The sequence below is a fragment of the Paractinoplanes brasiliensis genome, assembly GCF_004362215.1.
In the GTDB taxonomy this organism is placed as follows: domain Bacteria; phylum Actinomycetota; class Actinomycetes; order Mycobacteriales; family Micromonosporaceae; genus Actinoplanes; species Actinoplanes brasiliensis.
In genome coordinates this window covers 2,406,276-2,431,554 of the sequence record NZ_SNWR01000001.1, presented here as the reverse complement: position 1 = coordinate 2,431,554, position 25,279 = coordinate 2,406,276, and the positions used below count along the sequence as shown (strand labels likewise).

The window sequence follows — 25,279 nt, the reverse complement described above, 5'->3', positions numbered from 1 at the left end:
GTTTTACTCGATCTTGAGGGTGTGCAGCACATGCGCGATGTGGTGGGAGGTGCTCCACGACATCCAGCCGGCCGGGCTGCCGCCGCCGTGGGCGATGCGGGCCCGGCGGGCGAGTTCGGCGTCCCCCCACGAGAAGCGAGCGCCGGCGGCCGGCCAGTGCGACGAGGAGACCAGCGTGCGGCACAGGTCGTGACAGCGGTCGTCGCTGCGGCCGCCCCGGCGCGACCAGCGATAGATCCACCAGTTGTGCTCGTCGGTGTAGCGCAGGGTCGGGAGCTGGCGGTGCCGCTGGACGCCGCGACGGCGTACGGGGGAAGTGACTCCGTAATCCGCATAGCCGATGCCCGGCTCGCCGATCCGCGCCCAGACGCGCGCGTCGTGCCGGTCGATGGTGACCGGAACGTCGGTCGGGAGCTCGTCGAGGTTGGGTGGCATGGCGCCGGAGGCCACGCTGATCGAGCGCCAGGGCCGGCTCCGGGCCCAGCGCAGAATGCGGTGAAGCTGTTCCTGGAAGCGGGCCGCGTGGGTCACGCAGGGCGTCTCGGCCAGGTCGATCAGCAGGTCGACCTCTTCCGTCTCGAGCCCGGAGGCCCTCAGCAGCCGTTCGGCGAGCGCGTTGGCCTGCCCGGGATTGGCGGCGTCGACGTGCGGCTGGAGCCGTAGGAGGGCGCGGCGCAGGTGCATGCGTGCGGCGAGGCCGTGGGCGGCCAGGCGGCGGCGGCTCTCGTGCGCGCGAAGCACGGGCAGCATGGCCACGCCCAGGTCGGCGAGTTCCTCGGCCAGGTCGAGCGAGGGCGCCTCGAGGGGGTCGGCGGGATCGGGGACCTCGCCGAAGTCAACCGCCAGAACACCCGTACGCGGTGGCAGCTCACGAATCAGCGGAAGGATCCCCGAGGAGTGGTCGAGCTCGAAGATCGGCAGGACCCGTACGGCCTCGCTCGCCGTCAGATGGGTGAGTGCCGCCAGCTCGCCGCGGCGTGGACGCAGGATGGGGCGATAGACACTGTCCTGCTTGGATGCCGCCGTGGTGAAGACCGCCATTCACTCAAAGTAGCGGCTGGTGTCGTGTAAGTGACACTCCCTTGTGTAAATAGGCGAGGATAGCCTGATTTGCCTCCCAGCCGTCGGGGAACTTCACGGGGACGTTGAGGTGGACCGGCTCGGTCGACGGGTGGGCGTCGAGCAGCTCGGCGATGCCGTCGCGGGCCACCACCACACAGGCGTGCCGGTGGCGTGAGGTCAGCACGCAGAGGCGGCCGGATTCCAGGTGGAAGGCTGTCGCGTCCTGCCGGCCGGAGAGCGGATGCAGGACGATCGTCAGGTCGTACTCCCGGCCCTGCAACCTGTTGGCGGTGTCGACAGTGACGCCCTTGGCCTCGGGCGGGAGCATCGAGCGAATGGTCGCGGCCTGGTCGCGGTGGGCGGCGCCGATGGCGATACGGTCGCCGGTCAACGGACCGCCACCCGTTTCCGACGTGGTGACGCCCTCGCGAGCCAGGGCGCGGAAGGCGAGCTCGGCACAGGCCGCCGCCGCCTCGGCGTCGGTGCGGACAGTGAAGCGGGCGGGCAGCTCATGCAGGCCCCACCCGGTCGCGGCGGCGGCGTCGAGCACGTCGTCGAGCTTGCCGGCGGACGGACGCCCGAAGACCAGGCTGCGATCGCCGGGGCCGGTGCCCGAGCGGAAGCCGGTGAAGGGATAGAAGGCCTCGGCGACGACGGGAGCGGCGGTGTGCGGCAGGCGCCACGAGACGGGCAGGCGGTGAACCGGCAGGTCGGGATTGTGCCGCAGCAGGACGGCGACGGCGCTCTGCATCGGATCCCACGACAGGCCCGTCCAGCGTTCGACGTCGACCGTCGAGAACGGGTCGAGCTGGCCAGGATCGCCCACGAACAACGCGCGGACAAATCGCGGCGCGACACGCAGCAGGGCGTCGGAGCGCATCTGGTACGCCTCGTCGACGATCGCCCACGGCCACGAGCCCTCGGACACGGTCGCCCACTTCGCGGCCGTGCCGATGGTGACCGCGGGCGTGCCGAGCTCGGCCACCTTGGCCCCGACGCGGCAGTTCGGATGGTTGCGGACCCGCTCGCTCGCCTCGTAGTCGACAGCGGAGAGCCGGCCGACGGGAATCTCGGGCGACCGGACCCCGAGCCGGGCGATCAGGTCGTCGACCTGCTCGTTGGTCTGCGCCACGATCATCAACGGCTCGCCCGCCGCGGCCAGCTCGCCGGCGGCCCGTACGACCAGCGTCGACTTGCCCGCGCCGGGCGGGGAGTCGACCACGACGCCACGATGATCACCCTCGCGCAGATCGCGCAGGACGGCCTCGACGACGAGCCCCGCCTCGGCGGCCGGGGGCAGCACCTGTTCCGCATTCACCGGGGCACCGTAGCGCGATCCCCCGACAGTTCTCGCTGATCATCGGCCGTGTGCGCTTTTCCTTGTGACCCGCGGCATTCACATCCGTGGGAGCGCTTCCATATTCGGTAGGGATGTTCGCCATTTCACGAGCCGTCGGGGGACGGGCGGATTATGCGGCCGCTTGCGCTTGATCGCTCGGCGGGAGGGCGATGTTGCCGGGTCCGACGGGGTGAATGAATTTGCTCAGTGGCAAGCGAGTTCGGCGGGGCGGCTCCGGGCCGGATTCGGGGGCCCGGAAGCGATCGAGAATGGGCGCCGAGCGAGTGCTCAGAGTGTCCATTTGATTACTTCAAGTTTACGCGTGGAGGCGGTTGAGGGGCGGGCGCGTTGGTTTCGGTGGGTTACCACGCCGGGGCCTGCGGCTCGGGTCGCCTCAGTGTCCGATGGGGACGGCGGATGTCCGGGTGGTGTTACGGGCGGCAGCGACCCGGCGAAACGGGTCTATGGTGCGTATCCCCATTGGGAAGAGTGGCACTGACGGAAATCCGACAACGGTCTGGTCGGGGGCGCACTAGCGTTATCGGTGCGTTGGTGTTGACCACGTGGTCGTGAGACGGCTTCCGGGGGCTCCTGATCCTCCGAGTGGGCGGGATCACGTACGGCTGCGTGGGGTTGAGGATGGGGAAGCCGCAGGTCGGGGCACTGTGGATCGTTACTGTGAGTGGATGTTTGCTTGCTGGTCACCACCCTGAAATATCTGACCGTTTTACTGTTGGCACGGGTGAAAGCGAGACCGGCATGCAACTTGCACGAGCGGTTCGCCGTGCAAGTTGCATGTTTCGCATGGTCTCGACCTGCTGCTCCATCGTCGTGGCTAGCTTTTGATCGTTTCGCTGGATTTCATTCACGGGCGTTTTTGCCGATCTTGGAAAGTGGACTCTTCCAGTCGATCACCGGAAGTGAAACTCTTCTAGCCAGCAGTAACGCCAGCGACACGGACGGTGGTGGTAACGAATGCGCCCAGACGTTCTGGTCGGTCCGAGCGAGTGGGTGGTCGAGCAGTTCGGTGACAAAGTCGCCGGCGAGCTGTGGACCCGGGTGCCGGAAGCCCTGAGCACCGCGATTGAGCGTGAGATTCACGCCCACCCTGCGATGACCCAGACCATGGAACGCGTGATCGCGAATCCGCGATGGCCGCTTCCCTACGAGGAGTTGGTGCTCTTTCTGGGCACGCTCCCCGGAGCCGAGATCATCACTGTTCCGAAGTCGGTCTACCAACTGGTCGTGATCAACGGCCACGTGGTGGTGCCGTGGTGCTACGGGCAGTCCGCACGCGACTCGATGCTCGACGCGCCGGTCGGCCGCTCGTTCGGGCGGCTCACCCGGGAACTGCTGCGCCGGTTCGGTCCGCCGTGGCGGCGGTCGCAGGCTGAGTCCCCGCTGCCGCTCGACGCCGTCGACGAGCGCGAGGTGGCCAAGATCTGCGCAGCGATCGCTCAGATCGACCCGAAGCCCGAGGTGGTCATCGCCGGTTTCGCCGGGGCGCCCAACCTGGGCCTGCTCCGTGCCTGCCTCGGCGAGATCAAGTCCACCGACAACGGCTCGCTCAACTGGAGCCACATCGACGACCTCCCGTTGCCCCCGCCCGTGATCCCTCGCCCGCGTCGCATGCAGTTCCCCTGACCTCTGTCAGGCCTGGACGCGCACCTGCCGGTTCCCGGAGGTGCGCGTCATCATGTCCGGCCTTGGTCGGGTTCGGCTCGTCGGCGCCGGCGGTCGCTCCGGCAGCGCGGCCACCGGCGGCTGGGTGATGGGGATGATCTCAATCCGGCTTCGCGCGCCGGGCGGGGAGCCCTGGTCACCGCGGGGTGGTGGGGTGTGACCGCGTACGCCTGGCCGGTTGATGAGGCTTGCGGGCGGTTTATGGCGGCGGGGTGGGGGAACGTCGCGGCCATGGACAGGGGAAGCAACAAGCACAGCGCCCGGGTTGATGACGAGCTGGCGCAGGAGGTGCGCGGCTTCGTGCAGGGCGTCGGTGGGGCGCGCGCCGAGGCGAACCGGGTGCCGGAGCCTTCCGCCGAGGGGGAGCCTGAGGTCAGCAGCGTGCTCGGCGGCGACGAGGCCAACGACATCAGCCGGTTCGGGCGGTACATCGGGCGGGCGGCGCTTCCGGGCGATCGGGAGAAGCTGCGTTTGAGCGCCGAGACTCTGCTCGCGCCGGACGACGTGCTTGCCGACATCGACAGTCTGCCGGCCGGGCAGGAGTTCCACACCGTCGCCGAGATCTGGTCAGCGCTCGGCCGTCGCTGAGCCCGGGTGGCCGTCGCCGCGCTGAGGTGCGCGTCGCTGGGCCGGGATGGACTGGTGTCCGGCCGTCGCGGGTCCAAGGCGCGGCAGCGGCCGGGGCTGAGTTGGGCGGCGGGGCTCGGCCGGGCGGCGCCGGCCGGGGTGTCGGTGTATGACCGTACGGTGACTTCTTCTTATGTGGTTACCGGGGGCGGCCGCGGGGTCGGGCGGGCGATCGTGGAGCGGCTGGTCGAAGAGGGCGGCCGTGTGGTGGTTGTCGAGTTCGACGAGCGGGGTCTCGACTGGGCGGCCGAGCATGTGAGCGCCGGGCGGGTCGTGCCCGTGGTCGGCGATGCCTCGGACGACGGTGTCGTTGCGCGGGCGGCCGAGGCGGCGGGTGAGCTGCGCGGGTGGGTCAACAACGCGGCGGTTTTCCCGGGCGGGTGGTTGCACGGGATGCCGGCGTCGGAGGCATCCGCGCTGATCTCGCGGAATCTGGACCCTGTGCTCGCGGGGTGCGCGGCGGCGGTTCGGGCCTTTCTCGCTTCGGGGAAGCCCGGGTCGATTGTGAACGTGTCGTCACATCAGGCGCAGCGGGCGGTCCGCGGGGCCTTTGCCTACGCGACGGCCAAGGCCGCGGTGGAGGGGCTGACGCGTGCGCTTGCGGTTGATTACGGGCCTCATCGCGTACGGGTGAACGCTGTGGCCCTTGGTTCGATCGCCACCGAGCGGTCCGATGCGTATCTGGCCGCCCTCGAACCGGACGCGCGGGACGGGTTCGACCGCGAGATCCGGCTGCTGCAGCCGCTCGGACGGATGGGGCGCACCGGCGAGGTGGCCGAGGCCGTGGCGTTTCTGCTGTCGGAGCGTTCGTCGTTCGTCAACGGGGCGATCATCCCGGTCGACGGGGGCCGCTCCGCCGTGGGCCGCGACCCCGAGGAGGCCGACAGCGCCCACGGCGACCCAGGGGAGAGCTCAGGCGTGAGCTAGGGCCGGGGCGCCAGGTAGGCGGTGGAGAACGGCTCGCGGCGGGCGCGCATGTCGGCGTACGCGGTCAGGACCATCGGGCTGATCACCACGCCGGCGGCCACCGAGAAGCCGGTCGACACGAAAGCCAGGAACACGGAGACCCCCGTGTTCGCGCGGGCGGTCGGGTCGACGGCGGCGGTGAAGATGCCCTCGACCACGGCGAACGCGATGTAGAAGCCGAACACCGTCACGACCCGGGCCAGCGCGGCGCCGAAGTCGGCGTGGAACAGCTGGAAGGCCCGGCCGATGCCCTGACCGCGTTCGAGCAGGACGATCGGCGTCAGGACCATGAGGACGACCGCGAAGTAGATGCCGGGCAGGATGCAGAACACCAGGCCCAGCAGGATCGTCAGCCCGGCCAGGATCTGCCAGCCGAGCAGCGGGAAGAAGCGGCGCAGCCCGTTCTTGAGGGCTTCGGGCACCGAGGGCGTCCGGCCGGTGGCGCGCTGCACCAGGATGTCGAGCGTGGCCAGCTGGCCGACCATGGCGATCACGACGGCGGCCAGGCTGAACGGCAGGATCACCAGGAGAGGCTCGAGGAAGTCGTCGAACGTGACGGTCTGGGGGTCGGTGACAACTGTGGTGCCGGGTTGCACCAAGGCGGACGCGATGCCGACCGCCAGCAGGGGCACGGCCCACATCAGCTGCACCAGGGTCATGGGCTGCCAGACGGCGGCCAGCAGGGTGAAGCTGCGCCGGAACCAGCCCGCGTAATCGGGGCTGACCAGCGGGTCCTCGGGGCCGGCGTAGTAGCCGGAGGGCAGACCGTAGGCGGGCTGGGCGCCGTACGGGTTGTAGCCCGGCTGCGGGCCGTAACCGGGGGCGCCGTAGTAGGGAACGCCAGGACCCGGAGCGCCGTACGGCGGAGGGCCGTAACCGGGCGGCGGTGCGCCATAACCTGGCGCGCCCTGGTCGTAACCGGGCGGCGGGGCGCCATGACCCGGGAGCGGGCCGGCCGGCGGAGGGGTCGGGTTCGGGTCGACGTAGTCCTTCCACGGATCCTGCCCCGGCGGAGGATCGGGGCTGGGGTCGGAGGGGTCCGGCCTGCCCGATGCGTTGTCGCTCACGTTCTCCCCGCTCCCGTCGGTGACCAGCGGTCACCATAGCCGCCCTGGCCGTCGCCGCGAAAAGGGAGCGAGACCGGGCGTTCTAAACTTCGGAGGATGGCCGAGCAACAGGAGTCGCCCACCACGATTCGGGACAGGGCCGTTGCGGTCGCCGACTATCTGCTTTCCGTACGGGCTCAGATGGAACGCCCCGCACGGACTGTGCCCGCCGATGCCCTCCGGCTGGACGCGCTGCCCGACCATCCGTCGTGTGAGCTCGGCCTGCCCGCCGACGGCCCGTCCTGGCTGCGGGTGGGGCTGCCCGATCTGCCCCCTCCGGTCGCGGTGCCGGCCGCGCTCCGCCGTGATGTGAGCACCGCGGTGGAGCAGGAGCCGACGTACGACGGCGACGACGAGGAGTTCACCACCTGGCGCGACGAGGTCTGGCGGCCCTGGGCGTACACGACCGGCGAGGCCGAGAAGACCCGGGCGCTGCACCGCCGGCTGTTCGACCTCATGCACCAGCTCGACATGACCGCGGCCACCACCGAGCTGGTCTGGGGCCACGGCCTGCTGGAAACCGTGATCAACGGCGAGCGTGTCCTCTATCCGCTGGTCGCGACGCCGGTGCTGATCGAGTACGAGCCGGACCGCTCGATGATCACGGTGTCGCCGGCGGGTCCGTCGCGCCTGCAGACCGATGCCCTCAACGGCGTCGACGACCGCTATCTGAGCCAGCTCGTGGCCCTGGCCGGTCCGGCCGGCACGCTGGAGGTCGACCTGTGGAACGACCTCGACCGGCGGGAGCTGTTCGAGCGGGCCCTCGGCCGCCTCGGGTACGACCGGTTGATCACGGACGAGGATCATCGGCCGCACATCAAGGACGTCGGCGTGCTCTTCGCCCGCCCCAAGCAGCGGCTCCTGCGCGGTTTCCTCGAGAACCTGCGTGATCGCCTGCTGTCCGGCGACACCGAGGCTGTCGGCTCGCTCGCCGCCGTCGTCGCGCACGAGCCCAGCAAGCTGCGGATGCCCGGTGACGAGCCCGAGCGGTGGCAGCGGGTCGGCGAGCGCCTGCTCATGCCGTTGCCCACCAACGAGGCCCAGGAGTCCATCGCGCGCCGCCTGGCCCAGCATCGCAACGTCGCCGTGCAGGGCCCGCCCGGCACCGGCAAGACCCACACGATCCGCAACCTCATCTGCCACCTGATGGCGAACGGCATGCGGGTGCTGGTCGTCGCGCAGAAGGAGGACCCGTTGCGGGTGCTCCGCGACGGCTTGCCCGAGGAGGTCCGCTCGCTCTGCTTGGCCGTGCTGGGCCGCACCACCGACCAGCTCGTGCAGCTGCAGCTTGCGGCCCGGGAGCTGTCCGACCGGGCGGCCACGCTGGACAAGGCGGCCGAGGCGCGCCGGGTCGAGCGTCTCACCTCTTTGCTGGAGGAGGCGGAGCGCGAGCTGGCGACGGCGCTCGGCGGCCTGCGTGCGATCGCCGAGAACGAGGCGGTCACGTACGTGATCGACGGCGCCCCGCTCACGCCGGTCGAGGTCGGGGCCTGGTTGCGGGAGCGGGCAGCGGCCCAGGGCGGCATCCCTGACCCGGTGTCCGGCCCGCCGCCGCTGGACGCCCGCGAGTTCGCCACCCTGCTGGAGCTGGCAAACAGCCTGTCCAGTGCCGACAAGTCGGAGGCGCTCAAACCGCTCCCGGCCGTCGACGATCTTCCGACGGCCGAGGACGAGCGGCGGGCTCGCGACGAAACGGCCGAATTGCAGCGGGTGGTGGACGCGCTCGCCGGGCAAGGTCTGGACATTCCCGCCGTACGGGACAACAACGTCGCCGCCGTACGGGACGACCTGCACGACGCCCTGACCTGGCTGCGCCGCCGCGAGGGCACCTGGACGGATCGCCTCGGCCGCCTGCTCACCGACCCGCACTGGCGCACGATCTGGACCGACCACGTGGCCGCCACCGAGGCGCTGCTGGCCGAACTCGCCACCCTGACCAGGTCGCTCGCCGGTCATCACCTCCAGGTTCCCGGCCCGTACGCCGCCGAGCCGAAACGTCTGCTGGCCCAGCTGGCCGAGGTCCGGCAGCGGTTCGCGACCGGCCGCGGTCTGAGCCGGCTGCTCCAATCCGGGTTGTTCCGCCTGGCCGACGAGGTACGCGTGGACGGCGAGCCGCTGCGCACGATCGAGGACGTCGACGTGGTGGCGGCGTGGGTGCGGCGCGCGCAGGCCCGGCAGCGGCTGGGCGGCCACTGGTCGGAGTGGCGGCAGCGTCTGGCCATCGCCGATCCGCCCGGCGGCTGGGGTGATCCCGAGGTCTGGGCCGGCGCGCTGCTCGCCGAGGCGGGACAGTCCCTCGACTGGGACGTCCGGCACTGGCCCGCGCTGGCCGAGCGGCTGTCACACCTCGTACCGCAACACGAACTTGACCTTGAGCCCGGGCGCCTGGCCGCCGTGGCCGAGCTGCTCGACGCGGCCCCCGCGGTTTACGACCTGGATGCCGAACATATTCGACAAAAGCGAATCGGGGAACGCCTCAAGCCCTGGCCCCACGTCGCCAAGGCCTGGGAGACCTTGGAAGGCTGGGACGACGAGCTGGCCGAAGTGAGGCGTTTGTCGCAATTGCGCCCAGCCGCGGAAGGCTTCCGCGACAAACTGGACAAACTGGCCGTGGAGGCTCCCGAGTGGGCCGCCCGGATCGAGGCCGGCCAGGTCCCGGCGGTGTCGGGCCAGGCCTGTCTGGACGCGTGGCAGTGGCGGCGCACGCAGACCTGGTTCGACGAGGTGATCGGCAGCGTCGACCCCGCCGTGCTGGCCAAACGGGTCGAGAACGCCCGCGACAAGATCCGCCGCCGCACCGCCGAGCTGGTGGTGGCGTCGGCCTGGCTCGAGGTGTCACGCAGCCTCGACGACCGGCGGCGAGCCGCGCTGGCCGACTGGACCACCGCGCTTCGCAAGATCGGCAAGGGCACCGGACGCAACGCCGCGGCCTGGCAGGCGCACGCGCAGCGCGCCATGGAGTCGGCCGTCGAGGCGGTGCCGGTCTGGGTCATGTCGGTCGACCGCGCGATCGAGCAGTTCGCCGGCGGCGCGCGTTTCGACGTGGTGATCGTCGACGAGGCGTCGCAGGCCGACCTGTTCGCGCTGCCGGTGCTCTCGCTGGCCGAACGGGCCGTCGTGGTCGGCGACGACCAGCAGATCGGCCCCCAGCTGGGCTTCGTCGGCCCGGTGGCCGGCCTGATCCACACCCACCTGGACGACGTGCCCTCGGCCGAGCACTTCGACCCCGAGTCGTCGCTCTACGACCACGCCGTACGCCGTTCGCCCGAGCGCATCCTGCTGACCGAGCACTTCCGCTGCGTGCCGCAGATCATCGAGTTCTCGTCGCGGCACTACTACGACGGCAAGATCATGCCGTTGCGCGCGGACCGGCCGGCGTTCGCCCCGATCCGTACGGTCTTCCTGCCGTCCGGGGTGCGCCAGTCGCTCAGCGGGTTCGGCGACGTCAACGTGGCCGAGGCCGACGCGCTGGTCGAGCAGGTGGCGGCGATCGTGAAAGACCCGGCGTACGACGGCCGGACGCTCGGCGTGATCTCGATGCTCTCGACCAGCGGCCAGGCCGGTTACCTGCTGCACCAGCTGCGCGAAACGATCGGCGAGGACGAGATCCAGGCAAGGCGGTTGCGGGTCGGCGACGCGTACACGTTCCAGGGTGACGAACGCGACATCGTGCTGGTGTCCATGGTGGTCTCGGACAACGACCCCAAGGTGGCCGCGTTCACCCGGCGCGAGTACCACCGCCGGGTCAACGTCGCCGCCTCGCGAGCGCGAGACCAGTTGTGGATCTATCACTCCGTACGGCCCGGGTCGTTGCCGGCCGACGACGCGCGGGGGCTGCTTCTCACGTACGCGCTGAATCTGGCCCCCGCCGAGGAGCTCGCCGACCTGGCCGTCCGCTGCGAGAGCGACTTCGAACGGGATGTGCTGGGCCGGCTGGTGGCCCGCGGGTTCCGGCCGATACCGCAGTTCCGGATCGGCGCCTACCGCATCGACTTCGTGCTGCACGCCCCGGACGGGCGGCGGCTCGCGATCGAGTGCGACGGCGACGCGTACCACGGCCCGGAGCAGTGGGAGAGCGACATGCGCCGCCAGGCGGTGCTGGAGCGGGTCGGCAACTGCGTGTTCGTGCGGATCCGGGGCAGCATCTACGCCCGCGAGCCCGAGGTCGCGATGGCCCCGGTGTGGCAGCGCGTCGCCGAGCTCGGCATCACCCCACAGGCCCGCCTCGCCACCACGATCGGCTAGATCTCAACCAGGTGGGCGGCTATCGCTGCCGCCGACCCCCGGCGGTCGTGGATCCGGAGCCGGCCGGCCCGCGTTTGCCGGCTCCGGAATCCGCTCACAGCATCCGACCACCCGATCGGAGGTGGTTCACGCCGTCAGTTCGATCCGGGCTTTGACGCGGCAGTAGTTGGAGAGCAGCGTGACCAGGGCCGGGCCGTCGATCAGCTCGAGCGGGCGGCCCGCCACGGCCTCGTACGCCGCGGGCTCGATGCCGCCCAGCGACACCAGGATCCCCTTGGTCGCCCCGGCCGCCGTGACCGCGCCGGCCAGGGCGTGCACGGCGGCCGCCCCGGACGCCGCGCCGCGGTTCGCGAAGATCACCACGGGCCCGCCGAAGATCGGTCGCGGGTCGGTCGCGAGCCACCGTGTGCCGAGCTCGCCGCGGGCCGGTGCGCCCATCTGCAGCCCCATGATCCCGAACAGGTCGGCCAGCTGCTGCTCCCACTGGGTGTCGGTCAGGGCTACCAGGTTGGGCCGCTCGTCGATCTCGGCCAGCACGTTGAACTCCTCGGTGAAGTCCCGGTCGGCGTCCCGGTCGAAGTCGATCTTCTCGGGTACGGCGGTCAGCTCGTCGGGCTGGGCCGAGAGCGCGCCCTCGAGATGCTTCACGCAGGCCACCGGGTCGACCCGGCGCAGCTTGATGGCGGCGAAGGTGTCCCGCTCGGTCTGGATCGACACCAGGCAGGGCCGCACGAACCGGCCGGTGCGGCGGTCGATCGTGTCGACGATGCCGTTGAACGAGACCTGCCGGACCAGGCCGCCGCGGTCCGCCTCGATCACCTCGTGGATCGTGCGCAGCGTGACCCGGGCGATCACCTCGACGTATCGCCGGCGGATCTCGGTCTCGTCGCGCGGCACGGCGGTCAGGTCGTCACGGAACCGGTCGTAGCGGTAGTCCTTGACGTGCGGCACCACTTCGACCGGCGGCAGGTGGTACTCGATCAGCAGGTGGCGCTGTTTGGGCAGGTAGGCCAGCCGGAAATGCTGCGGGAAGTCGTCGGGGTAGACGGAGTTGCCGAGCACCATCGCGAAGTACTCCACGACGGAGGCCGGGTCGGCGTCGGCGACCGCTTTCGCGAACCGATCGACCTCGGCGTTGTAGGCCGCGACCTTTGCCTCGTGCTTGCGCAGACTTTCCTCGTACGCCCTCCGGCGCGCCTCGAGCTGGGCCTTGCGCCGCTCCTCGGCCTCGGACCACCGGGCCCGAGCGTCCTCGAAGGCCCGCAACGCGCTGGCGTTCTGCTGCTGACGCAGACGGTCCCCACCGATGATCTTGCCGACGCCGCGCGGCTGCGGCGGCACGTAACTGTCCCAGCGCGGCTCGGGCAGCGGGCGGGCCAGCGGACCCGGGTCGAACGGCGGCGCCACCACCGGTTTCTTGAACACCTGCAGGTCGATGTGGTCATCGACGTCCAGGGTGGAGAGCAGCAGCGCGTCGAGGTCGCTGAGCCGGGCCCGGATCTCGGCGTTGGCCACGGCCGCGTCGGCCGTCTTGGCCTCGTGGTAGAGCCGTTGGTGCTCGCGTTTGCGGTCGGCGTCGGCCGCGGCCTGCTGCGCGGCGGCGATCGCCAGGTCGGCGTTGCGCCGGATCAGGTCGCGCTGCTGCGCGGCCGCCGTGTTGGCCCGCTGATCGGCGAACGCCTGGGTGGCGTGCACCCGCTGCATGTCCCGAATGATGCCCATTCCTCGCCCTCATTCGCTGTCCGCGTCGGTCAATGCCACCATATCCAGCCGTAAGGGATCTCCTTACGCGGCGCTTCGTTGGTGTGACATGGCGTGCATGGTGGAGGCGTCAGGCGGGTAGCAGTCGCTCAAGGTTCCACAACCGCCACGAGCAGTGACTGTCTGTCATGGATGGGACGTTAAATCCCGGTGCCAACCACACAGCGCAGTGGTCAACCGATCAGGTATTTCCCTACTCTGATCGGGCGAGAACCTGCTGCTCGACGGTGTGGGGGGACGACCGCCGAAACTTTGCCGCGGCTGTCCACTGTTATATCGGCCGCGTGACGGGTCGTAATAGTTCCGGGGTCTGGGGACGTTGTGGGGGGAGGTGGCGGGCGCATGGCCGCACCCGATGAGCATCAGCATGCGCCGGCGCCGCGGCTTCCCGCGCAGCGCAACCCCGTCGACGACCGCCCCGCCTGGTTCTCCTACACGGCAACCGGCGACCGGATCGTGTGGTCGGCGGCGCTGCGCGCGATGCTCGGCGACCCACCCGCGTACGACGAGGTGAGCCGCAAGGCCCTGATCCGTTACGTGCATCGCGACGACCACGCCGAGGCGCTGGCCGCGATCACCAAGGCGTGGACGACGAGCGGTCCCGTCCGTACGACGATCCGGCTGTTGCGGACCGACGGCGGGTGGTTCGACGTGGACTGCCGGCTCGACCCGGTCAAGAGTCCCGACGGCACTGTCCGCGGCATCCGGGGCACGGTGACCGACGTCTCGGACCGCGAACGAGCCCGCCGCGAGATCGACAGGCTGGCCCGCCGCGGCGAGACAGTGCAGGCCTCCGTTGTCGAGATCGACCCCGAGACCGGCCTGCTCACCCGGGCCCGGTTCGCCGACGAGATCGACCGTGCCCTGCGCCGCGGCGGGGGAGCGGTGCTGGTCATCCGGGTACAGCCGGAACCGTCCGACCTGGACGGCGAGCACCTGCGCCCGGAACGCAACGCCAACCTGCTGCAGCGGGCCGCCCGGGTGCTCGAGGGCGTGATGCAGCAGGGCGCCCTGCTCGGCCGGGTCGGGCCCAACGAGATCGCCGTGCTGCTGCCGGGCACCTCCTGGCCGATGGCGCGGCGCGAGTCCGACCTGCTGGTCGAGGCGCTGCGGTCGCAGACCTTCGTGCTGCCCGACACCTGGCTGCGCGCGCAGGCGTGGGGCGGGCTCGTACGGTTCACCCCCGACGGTGACGCCGGCAGCCACGAGCTGCTGATCGACGCCGAGCACGCGTGGCGTCAGTCCCGCGAGGCCGCCGTGCCGCTGACCCTGATCGCCCACCCGGTGCCGGCCCGCGACCGGCAGGGTTCCTATCGCAGCCGGGTCGCCGACGCGCTCGACACCGACCGCTTCACGCTCTACGCCCAGCCGATCCTCGAACTGCAGAGCAACGAGATCACCCGGCACGAGCTGCTGCTGCGGGTGCTCGACGAGGCCGGCGGCCCGCAGTCGCCGATCCAGGTGCTCGACATCGCCGAGCGTCTGGACGCGGTCTTCGACATCGACCTGTGGGTTGTCGAGCGGGCCATGCAGCTCGCCGCCGAGCAGCCCGGCCGCTGCCTGCAGATCAACCTGTCGGGCCGCTCGGTCGGCGATCCGCGGCTGACCGACGAGGTCGAGAGGCTGATCGACCGGTACGGGGTCAAGCCCGAGCAGCTGACGTTCGAGATCACCGAGACGGCCCTGATCGGCAACCTGAGCGAGGCCCGGCGGTTCGCCGACCGGATCCGCGATCTCGGCTGCGAGCTGGCGCTGGACGACTTCGGCTCGGGTTACGCGTCCTTCCGCTATCTGCGGATCTTCCCGATCGACCTCGTCAAGATCGACGGGGAGTACGTGGTCGACCTGGTCGACAGCCCGCAGGACCAGGTGCTCGTGCGGGCGCTGGTGCAGGTCTGCCAGGCGTACGGGATCCACACCGTGGCCGAGTTCGTGCAGGACGAACCCACCTTGCGGCTGCTGCGCGAGCTGGGCGTCGACTACGTGCAGGGCTATCTGATCGGCCGTCCGGCCCCGGTCGCCGAGGGCCGATTGCATACGTCCTGAGCTGGGTACACCAAGGCCATGGAGCACTTCACAATCGCCACCGTCGCCGAGGAGAGCCCGGATTTCCGCCGCGTGCTCTGGACCGGCAAGCACACCCAGTTGGTCATCATGACGATTCCGCCGGACGGCGAGATCGGCGAGGAGGTCCACGAGGTGGATCAGATCCTCACCTTCGTCAGCGGCACCGGCAAGGCCATCGTGTCCGGCCAGGAGCGTAAGGTCACCCAGGGTGACCTCGTCGTGGTGCCGGCCGGGCGCAAGCACAACTTCCTCAACACCGGCCCCAACCCGCTGGTGCTCTACACCGTCTACGGCCCGCCGGAGCACGCCGAGGGCGCCGTGCACAAGACGAAGGAAGAGGCCGACGCGCTGGAGGAAGCCGGCAAGGACGAGCCGCCGCAGGGCTGAGCGGCGCCGCGGATATGAGCACGGCGCCGGCACCGGTCGTGGCCCCCCAGCCGAACCGGTGCCGGCGCCGTGCCGCTTCGGCCGGCCCCCGGGTAGGTCAAAGCCGGAGCGTACTAGGGACAACGCCGCACGTCGATCAATCTGGCACACGTCCGGGGCAACCTTGACCCGGATCGTGACCTGAGCCCGGCCCGCCACTAACCTTCCTGCATGACAGAGCCTTCTGGCGCGGCCGAGCCGCGGTGGTTGACCGACGAGCAGCAACAGACGTGGCGCCGCTTCGTCGAAGTGCTGATCAAGGTGCCCGCGGCGCTCGAGGCTCAGTTGCAGCGCGACGCCGGGCTGACCCACATGGGCTACATCGTCCTGGTCCGGCTCAGCGAGCAACCCGACCGCCGGCTGGCCATGAGCAAGCTGGCCAAGTCCGTCACCGCGTCGCTGTCCCGCCTGTCGCACGTCGTCGCCCGCCTCGAAGGCCACGGCTGGGTGCGCCGCGAGCGCGACCCCGACGACGGCCGGGTGCAGATCGCCGTGCTCACCGGCGACGGCTTCGACAAGATCAGGGATTCGGCGCCCGGGCACGTCGAGGCCGTGCAGCAGCTCGTCTTCGACCGGCTGTCCCCGGCCCAGGTGCGCCAGCTGGCCAAGCTGGCCGACGCGCTGCTCGACCAGCCGCTCGACATCCGCATCCCCGCGACCTCTGACCCATGCGCGTGATCGCATCTACGCTGGGCCCATGAGTCAGCGAGTGCAGGGCGTCATCGCCCGCAGCAAGGGTGCCCCCGTCGAGCTCACCACGATCGTGATTCCCGATCCCGGGCCCGGCGAGGCCGTCGTCGCGATCCAGGCGTGCGGGGTGTGCCACACCGACCTGCACTATCGCGAGGGCGGCATCAACGACGACTTCCCGTTCCTGCTCGGGCACGAGGCGGCCGGCGTGGTCGAGTCGGTCGGCGCCGGGGTCACCGACGTCGCCCCGGGTGATTTCGTGGTGCTGAACTGGCGGGCGGTCTGCGGCAACTGCCGCGCCTGCAACAAGGGCAAGCCGTGGTACTGCTTCGCCACCCACAACGCCACCCAGAAGATGACCCTCGAGGACGGGACCGAGCTGTCCCCGGCGCTGGGCATCGGCGCGTTCGTCGAAAAGACGCTGGTGCACGCGGGACAGTGCACAAAGGTCGACCCGCGGGCCCGCGCCGCCGCCGTCGGCCTGCTGGGCTGCGGCGTCATGGCCGGCATCGGCGCGGCGATCAACACCGGCGGCGTGACCCGTGGCGACTCGGTCGCGGTGATCGGCTGCGGCGGGGTCGGCGACGGCGCGGTGGCCGGGGCGGCGCTGGCCGGGGCCACCACGATCATCGCGATCGACACCGACGACCAGAAGCTGGAGTGGGCCCGGAAGTTCGGCGCGACGCATGTTGTGAATGCCCGTGGCGTCGACGTGGTCGAAAAGGTCAAGGAGCTGACCGGCGGCTTCGGCGCCGATGTCGTGGTTGAGGCTGTGGGCCGCCCCGAGACGTACGAGCAGGCCTTTTACGCCCGTGATCTGGCCGGCACGGTGGTGCTGGTCGGCGTGCCCACCCCCGACATGAAGATCGAGCTGCCGCTGCTCGAGGTCTTCGGGCGAGGCGGCGCGCTCAAGTCCAGCTGGTACGGCGACTGCCTGCCCACCCGTGACTTCCCCATGCTGACCGAGCTCTACCTGCAGGGACGCCTCGACCTGGACGCGTTCGTGACCGAGGAGATCCCGCTCGGCCAGGTCGAGGACGCCTTCAAAAAGATGCACACGGGCGGCGTGCTGCGCTCCGTGGTCGTCTTCTGAGGGTCACCCTGCTTTTGCGTACGCCGGCACGGAACGGTCGGCGAGCAGGTCGAGGGCCAGGGCGGCGGTCCAGCTGAACGTGGGCGCGCCCAGGCCCTCGCCGTTCTTCGGGTGGAAATACTCGAAGTGGCCGTTGCGGTGCACCAGCCGTACCATCGCCGCCCGCAGGTCCTCGGCCTCGTCGCGCAGGCCGTGGGTCAGCAGGCCGCGGCGCAGCAGCCAGTTCACGTTGATCCAGACCGGCCCGCGCCAGTAACGCTGGGTGTCGAAGTCGGGCGCCGTCCGGTCGTAGCTGGGCACCGGCAAACCGGTCTCGTCGGGCAGCCCGAACCTTTCCGACCGGGCCTCGGCCAGCACGCCCGCGACCTGCTCGGGCTGCAGGTCGGGCAGCATCAACGGCATCAGGCCGCTCACGCTGTGCGCCGCGCTGAGCGTGCCGGTGCGCACGTCACGCGCGTGGAACGTCCGCGTGTCCGGGTTCCACAGGCGCTTGATGAGGGCGTTGGTGATCCGCTGGGCCCGCTCCCGGTGCGCCTCCGACTCGGCGGCCAGCCCGAGCACCGCCGCGATCTGGGCCAGCGCCAGCTCGGCCGCGCCCAGGATCGCGTTGAACGACGGGCACTCGACGGCGAACGCGTGCCGGCTCAGCAGGTCGGTGTCCGAGTACTGCTCGGCGCGATAACTCAGAACCAGGCCGACGTACCGGGCGTAGTCGCGATCGGTCGGGCGGTGCGCGGCGTCGGCCACGTCGAGGTCACGCCGGCGGAACGTGGTCAGCAGCGACATGTCGGCGGGCACGTTGGCCATCGCGGCGTCCCAGGACGGGCTGTTGTCGAGCCCGGACTCCCACGGGTGCACGAGCGCGGCCAGTCCACCGCCACCCAGATCGCGGCGCGTCGTCAGATAGTCCTGCTGGGCCACCAGACGGGGATAAAGCCATTCCAATTCCCCGTACGCCTGCTGGACGTGGGCCGCCCCGTGCGCGGAGGCCCGCCGATAAACCTCCCAGGCCGCCACCGCGTGCAGGGGAGGCTGAACGATCCCGGTGCTTCCGTGGGCGGGACGGTTCGCGTACGGGGGAACGGACCAGAACGCGGGGCCCGGGAAGTAGTCGGCCTCGGCGGTCGCGGGGTCGAAGACGATGTGCGGAACCCGCCCGTCCGGCCACTGCGCCTCGAACAGGCTGCGCAGGTCACGCCAGGCCCGAGCCGGGTTGACGTAGGCCAGTCCGACCGCGATGAAGGCGGCGTCCCAGCTCCACTGGTGCGGATAGAGCCGACGGGACGGGACCATGTGGTCGTCCTGCCAGTTGATCTCGAGGACGCGGGCGGCGGAGTTCCAGAGTTCAGCAGACATCTCGGTCATCGGTCCGGGGAGTGGGGGGCTGTCGGCGTGCATCTAAACAGAAGACCTTTCCGCTGCGGTCACCGGTAAACCCTTCATCGGGAGCCGGGGGGCTGATGAAAGGGAACCCGGAAGCCGCGCTGGGGGCACGGACTGCCGGTGCGCCGGGCGGACGGATTCAACCTGACTTCGCGCGCCGCTGAGATAACGATTTGGTCTCGGGGCAACGGGCGGGCTCGCGCCTCTCTATGCTGCGGGCGCTTGCGATGTTGCCGGGCCTACGGAGGAGTCCGATGCGTCCACCTGTTCTTCGGCGTCTGCTGGCCGGTCTTGCCGCGCTGGCCCTGCTCTTCGCCTGGGCGGCGCCGGCCCAGGCCGCGGCCAAGGCCAAGGTCGACTTCTTCGTCAAGAGCTACACGCTGGCGCCGGGCTCCTCGGCCCTCATCTACACGCTGCTCTTCGCCGACCGCCCGCTGCCCGTGGCGAGCAACGCGGTCAGCCTCAAGTACGAGCTGATCAACCAGCCTGCCGCCTTCACCCTGCAGGAGGCGGGGCACCCCAACAACTGCAGCGTCGACATCGCCGACCTGCTCGAGCTGACCTGCGGCCCGATGGTCGACAGGCTCACCCCCGAGGGTGTCGACTCCGGTGTGGTCGGCTACGTCCAGGTGGCCGAGGGCGCCACGGCCGGGCAGACGGCCACGCTCAGCGCGACCATGACCGTGAAGGGCTACGCCCCGGTCAGGCGCACCGCCAAGATCGTCGTGGGCGAGGGTGTCACGCTGACCGCCGTCGACCCCGAGAAGGAACGCTCGGCCGCTCCCGGCGCGACCATCGACACCCCGCTGACGATCACCAACTCGTCCACCGTGCCGGCCCAGGGCACGGCGATCGTGGCTTCCGCCCAGTACGCCTTCCAGTCCCGTACGCAGTTCAGCAACTGCTCCTACCTCGAGGGCGTGCTGACCTCGTGCGTCTTCCCGCAGACGCTCGCCCCCGGAGTCACCTACCGGGTCACCCTGCCGATGCGGGTGCGCCAGGACACCGCGGCCCCCAGCGAGCAGTACGCCGGGTGGCAGTGGATGACCGACGAGGAGTTCGCCGACTTCCGGCAGTACGTGCTCAAGGGCGGGTTCGGCCGGCTGGGCGCGGCCGGCAAAGGCGGGGTGCTGCGGCTGACCGAGGTCACCACGGCCAAGGCGGGGCCGCCGCAGGCCGTGACCGGGTACACGTCGCACGGCATGAAGCTGACCGTCACCGGTGAGCAGTCGACCGACCTGGCCGCCGTCGGCGTCACGGCACGCGGCAAGAAAGGGGCGGTCGTCACCGTTCCGGTCGGGCTGCGCAACAACGGGCCCGCCGCTCTCGACCGCAGCCGGGTCAACCCCGGCTGGCCGACCGTGCGCTTCTACGTGCCCAACGGCGCCACCGCGGTGAAGGTGCCGGAGCTCTGCGCGCCGATGGCCAGCAGCGGCAAGGTCGACGAGACCCGGCGCGGCGAACCCGGCGAGTTGCGTTACAGCTGCGACTTCTACAACCTGCTCAAGGTCGGCGGCACCCTCAGCTTCGATTTCGGCCTGCGGATGGACAAGGTCGTCACGGGCGCCCGCGGCGCGGTGGCGGTCGGCGCGCCGGCCGAGGAGCTGAACAAGGCCAACAACACGGCGGCGGTCGTGATCAACCCGCCCGTTGCGGCGCCCGGCGGATCGGGCGGCTCCGGCGGCGGTGGTGGGCTGCCCATCACCGGGCCGGCGGCGGCGGGGCTGGTCGCGGTCGGGTTGCTGCTCGTGCTGGGCGGGGCGGGAGCGTTCCTGCTCACCCGGCGTCGGAGCTGATCTCGGGACGGCTGCTCGCCGCACGTGTCTTCCCGCGTCTGCGCCTTCTCACCCGGCTTTCTTACCCGGCGCCGGCGCTGATGGTCAGCCAGAGCCGGCTGCGGCGGCCGGGCAGGTAAGGGGAGTCGAGGCGCTTGGCCACGACGCCGGCCAGGCCCTGGGCCGCGGCCGCCTCCAGGGCGAACTCGCCGCCGCCCGGGAAGAAGGGCGGGGTCTGCCAGTTGTCGCCGTTGACCGCCAGCCCCTCCAGCAGTTCCCGGCGCTCGGCGTACCGCACCGCCTCGACCGTGCTGTGGCCCTCCAGCCAGAGCAGGTCGTACGCGAGGAAATGCACCGGGGTGCGCTCGGCGGCGCGCCGGGCCGCGGCCGAGTCCTTCGGTTGCTTGCGCCGCTCCAACAGGGCCGGATCGGGCCGCGCCTCCGCGAAGGCGACGACCTCGCCGTCGATCACGGCCTCGATCGGCGCCAGCTGCGGCCCCAGCGGCCGGATCTCCGGATACCACGACGTCACCTCATTGCCGTCGGCGTCCAGCAGGCGCACCCGGCCGCCCGAGACGTACGCGACGACGCGCCGGCCGCCCCAGGCCATCTCGTAGCCCCACTCGGCGTCCTCGCCCGGCAGGTGGGCGGCGCGGGTCGGCAGCATCGGCGGCACCACCTCGGGCATCGTCTCCCAGCCCGGTTCGGGTGGATCCATCCGGCGGACCATCCAGTCGTTGCCGCCGGTCTGGAAGAAGACGTAGCGCCCGGTGGCCCGCTCCCCGTGGAAGGTGACGCCGATCTCGTCGTCGCGCCACTTGTCCACCTCGTACGTGCCGCTGTCGAAAATCGTCATCCGGCCGCCGCCGTACTCGCCGGCCGGGATCTCCCCCGAGAAGCTCAGATATTCGAGCGGATGGTCCTCGGTGTGCTTGGCCAGGTTGTTGCGGTGCTGGTCGCGAGGCAATCCCCGCGGCACCGCGAACGACACCAGCACACCGTCGTGCTCCAGCCGCACATCCCAGTGCAGGCTCCGCGCATGATGCTGCTGGATGACGAACCGCCCACCAGCCGCCGCCTCCCGGCCACGCGCCTTCTTCCGCCCGCTCGCCGACCGTTTCTCCTGCGTGTCCGACTCGCCGGAGTTATCCGTTCCGGGAACGGGCTCGGGCGTGCGGGAGGCGTCTCTTTTGCGGCGATAGTCGGCGAGACGGTCGGTCATGTCTTCCAGTGTTCTCCCGGGGCGGGGGAAAATACACCGGCGTAATTCGTCGTACCCTCGTGCGAGAGTGACTGCAATGCGAGCCTTCCGAACAATTCGGACTCCTCGATGATCGCGGGTTTTGCCCGGCGGTGGCTCGGGGTAGTGTCTTGGCTCCAACGCGTGTCCGACGGGTGGGAGGCAAGGCTGCGATGACGTTGCGCATCCTGGTGGTGGGCGCCGGAATCGCCGGGCTCGCCGTCGCGCGGGCCCTGCGCCTCGCGGGCTTCCGCCCCGACGTGGTCGAGGAACTGCCGGCCACCATGCTCCCCGGCGCCGGCATCTACCTTCCCGGCAACGCGTCGCGGGCCCTGCGTCAGCTCGGGCTCGACGCGCCCCTGCGTCCCCTCGGTGACCTCATCTTCCGGCAGATCTTCCTCGACTCCCGTGGCCGCGAGCTCTTCGAGATGGATGTGGCGGCGCTCTGGGCCGGTGTCGGCGAGTCACGGGCCCTCTCCCGGGCCGACCTGCAGCAGGTCCTGCTCACCGGGGTGGGTGGTGAGGTTCGTTACGACACCGCCGTACGGGATCTTGAGGTCTTCGACCGCACCGCCAAGGTCGAGTTCGCCGACGGCAGCGTCGCCGAGTACGACCTGGTCGTCGGGGCCGACGGTCGCCGTTCGACGATCCGGGCCAAGGCCGGGCTGGGTGGCGCGGCCACGCCGACCGGCCAGATCGTCTATCGCTCCGTGGTCTCCGGCGGGCCGCCGCTCAGCGACTGGACGGCCCTGCTCGGGCGCCGGTCGTCGTTCGTCGTGATGCCGATGGGCAGCCGCAAGCTCTACCTCCACGCCGACGAGACGGCTCCCGACGCGCCCAATCCGGACGACCCGCCGGCCCGGGTGCGCGAGCTGTTCGACGGTTTCGGCGGCCCGGTGCCGGCGATCCTCAACGCGATCGAGAAGGTCCAGGTCGCCCGCACCGACGAGGTCGTGCTCGACGCCTGGTCGCGTGGTCCGGTGGTGCTGGTCGGTGATGCTGCCCACGCCACCGCTCCGACCCTCGCCCAGGGCGCCGCGATGTCCTTCGAAGACGCGGTCGTCCTCGGCGAAGAGCTGCGTAAAGCCGGCGACGACGTGCCGGCGGCCCTCGCCGCGTACGAGAATCGCCGTCGCCCCCGCTGCTCGGGCATGCGTGAACGCACCCGTGAGCGCGACCGCACCCGTGACATGCCACCCGCCATGCGGGACCCGATGCTCCGCAGGCGTGGCCTGCGGATCTTCTCGGACCACTACCGTCCCCTGGTCCAGCCCGCCTGAGCGCGAGCACGCACCGTTGTTGACCTCTTTGGTCACCCCCCGCCCGCGGGGGGTGAGCGGGGGACTATTCTGCCTGCGAGGTACGCCTTTCCTCTCTGGCGTACTGAGTGGGACGAACGAGACAACGGAGGCTATTCGTGACGACCGTTGCGCCTAAGCCGATCGTGACCCGGCCTTACCCGGTCAGGCGGCAGGTCAAGGGTTCGGCGCTAGCCCGAATCCTGCGCACGACGGACGCGAAGCAGATCGGGATCATGTACATGATCACGGCCTTCGTGTTCTACATGCTCGGCGGCCTCATGGCGCTGCTGATGCGCACCGAGCTGGCGCGCCCGGGCATGCAGGTGCTCTCCCCTGAGCAGTACAACCAGCTGTTCACGATGCACGGCACGATCATGCTGCTGTTCTTCGCGACGCCGATCGTTTTCGCGTTCGCCAACTTCGTGGTGCCGATCCAGATCGGCGCGCCCGACGTGGCGTTCCCGCGGCTGAACTCGTTCGCGTACTGGCTCTACCTGTTCGGCGGCACGATCACCATCAGCGGCTTCTTCACCCCAGGTGGCGCGGCCGACTTCGGGTGGTTCGCCTACACGCCGCTGAGCGACTCGCTGCACTCGCCGGGCATCGGCGGCAACATGTGGGTGGTCGGCCTGGCCCTCTCGGGTCTGGGCACGATCCTCGGCGGCGTCAACCTGATCACCACGATCCTGACGCTGCGGGCACCCGGCATGACGATGTTCCGCATGCCGATCATGACGTGGAACATCCTCGTCACCAGCCTCCTGGTGATCATGGTCTTCCCGTTCCTGGCGGCCGCGCTGTTCGCCCTCGCCGCCGACCGCGTGCTCGGTGCGCACGTCTTCGACGTGGACACCGGCGGCCCGATGCTGTGGCAGCACCTCTTCTGGTTCTTCGGCCACCCCGAGGTGTACATCGTGGCGCTGCCGTTCTTCGGCATCATCACCGAGGTCATCCCGGTCTTCAGCCGCAAGCCGGTCTTCGGGTACAAGGGCCTGGTCGCCGCCACCCTGCTGATCGCCGCGCTGTCGATGTCGGTGTGGGCGCACCACATGTTCGTCACCGGCCAGGTGCTGCTGCCGTTCTTCAGCTTCCTGAGCTTCCTCATCGCGGTTCCGACCGGCATGAAGTTCTTCGTGTGGATCGGCACGATGTGGCGGGGCCAGATCAGCTTCGAGACGCCGATGCTGTTCGCGATCGGCTTCCTGGTGACGTTCCTGTTCGGCGGTCTGTCCGGCGTGCTGCTGGCCTCCCCGCCGATCGACTTCCACGTCTCCGACTCGTACTTCGTGATCGCGCACTTCCACTACGTGCTGTTCGGCACGATCGTGTTCGCGGTCTTCTCGGGCATCTACTTCTGGTTCCCGAAGATGTTCGGGCGGATGCTCGACGAGCGCCTCGGCAAGATTCACTTCTGGCTGACGTTCATCGGCTTCCACGCGACGTTCCTGGTGCAGCACTGGCTCGGCACCGAGGGCATGCCCCGGCGGTACGCGGACTACCTCGAGACCGACGGGTTCACGTTCCTGAACACGTTCTCGACGATCGGCTCGTTCGTGCTCGGCCTGTCGACACTGCCGTTCATCTACAACTGCTGGAAGTCGTACAAGGTCGGCCAGGTCGTGACCGTCGACGACCCGTGGGGCCACGGCAACTCGCTCGAGTGGGCCACGTCGTCCCCGCCGCCGCTGCGCAACTTCGACCGCATGCCGCGCATCCGCTCCGAGCGCCCGGCCTTCGACGCCAAGTTCCCCGAACTGGCCGCGGGCGAGCAGTCCCTCGCCGGCCCGCCGGAGGGCGGCGCCCGCCCCTTGACCAGGGAATCCGACGGCGGCGCCACCTACCCCGAAGACACCGGCGCCAACCACAACTGAACATCCTGAACCGGCCCGTCCTCCTTGAGGGCGGGCCGTTTCGCTGACCTCCACCCGCGCGATCTTCCCGGTCCGCACTCCGAGCGGGACCGTGCCGGCCCTACGGCGTTGTCAGGCGGCGGATGGTGGCGGCCAGAGCCTCCCCGTCGACGTCACGACCGGTGATCAGGGCCTGGAGCGTGACGCCGTCGAAGAGGGCTATCACGTCACGGGTGGCGGCCACCCCCAGGTGCGGTTCGAGCAGGTTGCGCATGCCGCTGAGCCAGGCCATGGCCAGGGGGCGTAGGGCGGCGTCCCGAGCTGCCGCCACGTACAGCTCGCATTCGAGTTGGGCGCGCTGACGGTCGGTGAGGTATTCGGCGATCAGCTCCGCGACCGCGTACGGGATGTCGGTGGCGTTCCCGAGCCGTTCGGCCCACCGTTCGAAGTCGGCCTGCAGGTCGGCCGCCGCCAGCTGCAATCCCGCCGCGATCAGGTCGTCGAGCGTGGGGAAGTAGTACGTGGTCGCGCCCAGTGGAAGATCGGCCTTGGCGGCGACGGCCCGATGTGATGTCCTTGCCAGCCCCGACTCCGAGATCACCTCGAGCGCCGCCGCGGCCAGAGCCCGCCGCCGCGCCTCCGGGTCCCGAGCTCGCTGAGGCCGC

18 protein-coding genes are annotated in these 25,279 nt (G+C 70.3%); 11 read left to right on the top strand and 7 right to left on the bottom strand.

Translation table 11 applies throughout. The features are described 5' to 3' along the window. Positions 1–3: 3 nt before the first annotated feature. Both C8E87_RS10690 and C8E87_RS10685 read right to left on the bottom strand, forming a co-directional pair. A complete protein-coding gene (locus C8E87_RS10690; protein ID WP_133872944.1) occupies positions 4–1,041 on the bottom strand; it encodes a beta family protein in 1,038 nt (345 codons plus the stop codon). A gap of 4 nt (positions 1,042–1,045) precedes the next feature. Beyond that, entirely contained in the window at positions 1,046–2,380 is a 1,335-nt protein-coding gene (locus C8E87_RS10685; protein ID WP_133872943.1) for an AAA family ATPase, read from the bottom strand. A gap of 996 nt (positions 2,381–3,376) precedes the next feature. Between C8E87_RS10685 and C8E87_RS10680 the strand changes: the two genes are divergently transcribed. The 3 genes from C8E87_RS10680 (at position 3,377) to C8E87_RS10670 (ending at position 5,638) form a co-directional block, all read left to right on the top strand. Beyond that, the gene (locus C8E87_RS10680) at positions 3,377–4,045 is read left to right on the top strand and encodes a hypothetical protein (RefSeq protein WP_133872942.1); all 669 of its coding nucleotides are present in this window, start codon (positions 3,377–3,379) and stop codon (positions 4,043–4,045) included. A 270-nt stretch (positions 4,046–4,315) separates the two neighbouring features. Beyond that, on the top strand, positions 4,316–4,672 hold the full coding sequence (locus C8E87_RS10675) for a DUF2795 domain-containing protein (protein ID WP_133872941.1): 357 nt from the start codon (positions 4,316–4,318) through the stop codon (positions 4,670–4,672). A 54-nt stretch (positions 4,673–4,726) separates the two neighbouring features. Next, positions 4,727–5,638: an SDR family NAD(P)-dependent oxidoreductase gene (locus C8E87_RS10670; RefSeq protein WP_307870565.1), complete on the top strand. Its 912-nt coding sequence runs from the start codon at positions 4,727–4,729 to the stop codon at positions 5,636–5,638. On the opposite strand, the gene C8E87_RS10665 is transcribed toward C8E87_RS10670, so the two are convergent. Next, positions 5,635–6,744, bottom strand: coding sequence for a hypothetical protein (locus C8E87_RS10665; protein ID WP_133872940.1), 1,110 nt, complete (start codon positions 6,742–6,744; stop codon positions 5,635–5,637). The two genes, C8E87_RS10670 and C8E87_RS10665, sit on opposite strands and share 4 nt — an antisense overlap. Before the next feature lie 96 nt (positions 6,745–6,840). On the opposite strand from C8E87_RS10665, the gene C8E87_RS10660 reads away from it, so the two are divergent. After that, positions 6,841–11,028 carry a PDDEXK-like endonuclease domain-containing protein gene (locus tag C8E87_RS10660; protein ID WP_133872939.1) on the top strand — a complete coding sequence of 1,396 codons (4,188 nt, stop codon included), beginning with the start codon at positions 6,841–6,843 and terminating at the stop codon, positions 11,026–11,028. 126 nt (positions 11,029–11,154) lie between these two features. Here C8E87_RS10660 and C8E87_RS10655 read toward each other — a convergent pair whose 3' ends face one another. Beyond that, on the bottom strand, positions 11,155–12,750 hold the full coding sequence (locus C8E87_RS10655; RefSeq protein WP_133872938.1) for a restriction endonuclease: 1,596 nt from the start codon (positions 12,748–12,750) through the stop codon (positions 11,155–11,157). Between the two features lie 381 nt (positions 12,751–13,131). On the opposite strand from C8E87_RS10655, the gene C8E87_RS10650 reads away from it, so the two are divergent. From C8E87_RS10650 to C8E87_RS10635, 4 genes are all read left to right on the top strand, one after another. Continuing rightward, on the top strand, positions 13,132–14,835 hold the full coding sequence (locus C8E87_RS10650) for an EAL domain-containing protein (RefSeq protein WP_133872937.1): 1,704 nt from the start codon (positions 13,132–13,134) through the stop codon (positions 14,833–14,835). 18 nt (positions 14,836–14,853) lie between these two features. Further along, on the top strand, positions 14,854–15,243 hold the full coding sequence (locus C8E87_RS10645; protein ID WP_133872936.1) for a cupin domain-containing protein: 390 nt from the start codon (positions 14,854–14,856) through the stop codon (positions 15,241–15,243). A 210-nt stretch (positions 15,244–15,453) separates the two neighbouring features. Next, a complete protein-coding gene (locus C8E87_RS10640) occupies positions 15,454–15,960 on the top strand; it encodes a MarR family winged helix-turn-helix transcriptional regulator (RefSeq protein WP_133872935.1) in 507 nt (168 codons plus the stop codon). Positions 15,961–15,979: 19 nt separating this feature from the next. Next, the gene (locus tag C8E87_RS10635) at positions 15,980–17,065 is read left to right on the top strand and encodes an S-(hydroxymethyl)mycothiol dehydrogenase (protein ID WP_133872934.1); all 1,086 of its coding nucleotides are present in this window, start codon (positions 15,980–15,982) and stop codon (positions 17,063–17,065) included. Between the two features lie 3 nt (positions 17,066–17,068). Here the strand turns inward: C8E87_RS10635 and C8E87_RS10630 are convergent, their stop codons facing one another. Further along, a complete protein-coding gene (locus tag C8E87_RS10630; RefSeq protein WP_133872933.1) occupies positions 17,069–18,421 on the bottom strand; it encodes an MGH1-like glycoside hydrolase domain-containing protein in 1,353 nt (450 codons plus the stop codon). A 281-nt stretch (positions 18,422–18,702) separates the two neighbouring features. On the opposite strand from C8E87_RS10630, the gene C8E87_RS10625 reads away from it, so the two are divergent. After that, positions 18,703–20,244: a hypothetical protein gene (locus C8E87_RS10625; RefSeq protein WP_133872932.1), complete on the top strand. Its 1,542-nt coding sequence runs from the start codon at positions 18,703–18,705 to the stop codon at positions 20,242–20,244. 61 nt (positions 20,245–20,305) lie between these two features. Here C8E87_RS10625 and C8E87_RS10620 read toward each other — a convergent pair whose 3' ends face one another. Beyond that, the gene (locus tag C8E87_RS10620) at positions 20,306–21,445 is read right to left on the bottom strand and encodes a DNA polymerase ligase N-terminal domain-containing protein (protein WP_133872931.1); all 1,140 of its coding nucleotides are present in this window, start codon (positions 21,443–21,445) and stop codon (positions 20,306–20,308) included. Positions 21,446–21,636: 191 nt separating this feature from the next. Between C8E87_RS10620 and C8E87_RS10615 the strand changes: the two genes are divergently transcribed. Beyond that, positions 21,637–22,743: an FAD-dependent monooxygenase gene (locus C8E87_RS10615; RefSeq protein WP_133872930.1), complete on the top strand. Its 1,107-nt coding sequence runs from the start codon at positions 21,637–21,639 to the stop codon at positions 22,741–22,743. Positions 22,744–22,880: 137 nt separating this feature from the next. Further along, positions 22,881–24,635, top strand: a complete 1,755-nt coding sequence (gene ctaD / locus C8E87_RS10610; RefSeq protein ID WP_133872929.1) for an aa3-type cytochrome oxidase subunit I — start codon at positions 22,881–22,883, stop codon at positions 24,633–24,635. 100 nt (positions 24,636–24,735) lie between these two features. On the opposite strand, the gene C8E87_RS10605 is transcribed toward ctaD, so the two are convergent. Beyond that, positions 24,736–25,215 (bottom strand): TetR/AcrR family transcriptional regulator, encoded by a 480-nt coding sequence (locus C8E87_RS10605; RefSeq protein ID WP_239079961.1) that lies wholly within the window; start codon positions 25,213–25,215, stop codon positions 24,736–24,738. Positions 25,216–25,279: the final 64 nt, after the last annotated feature.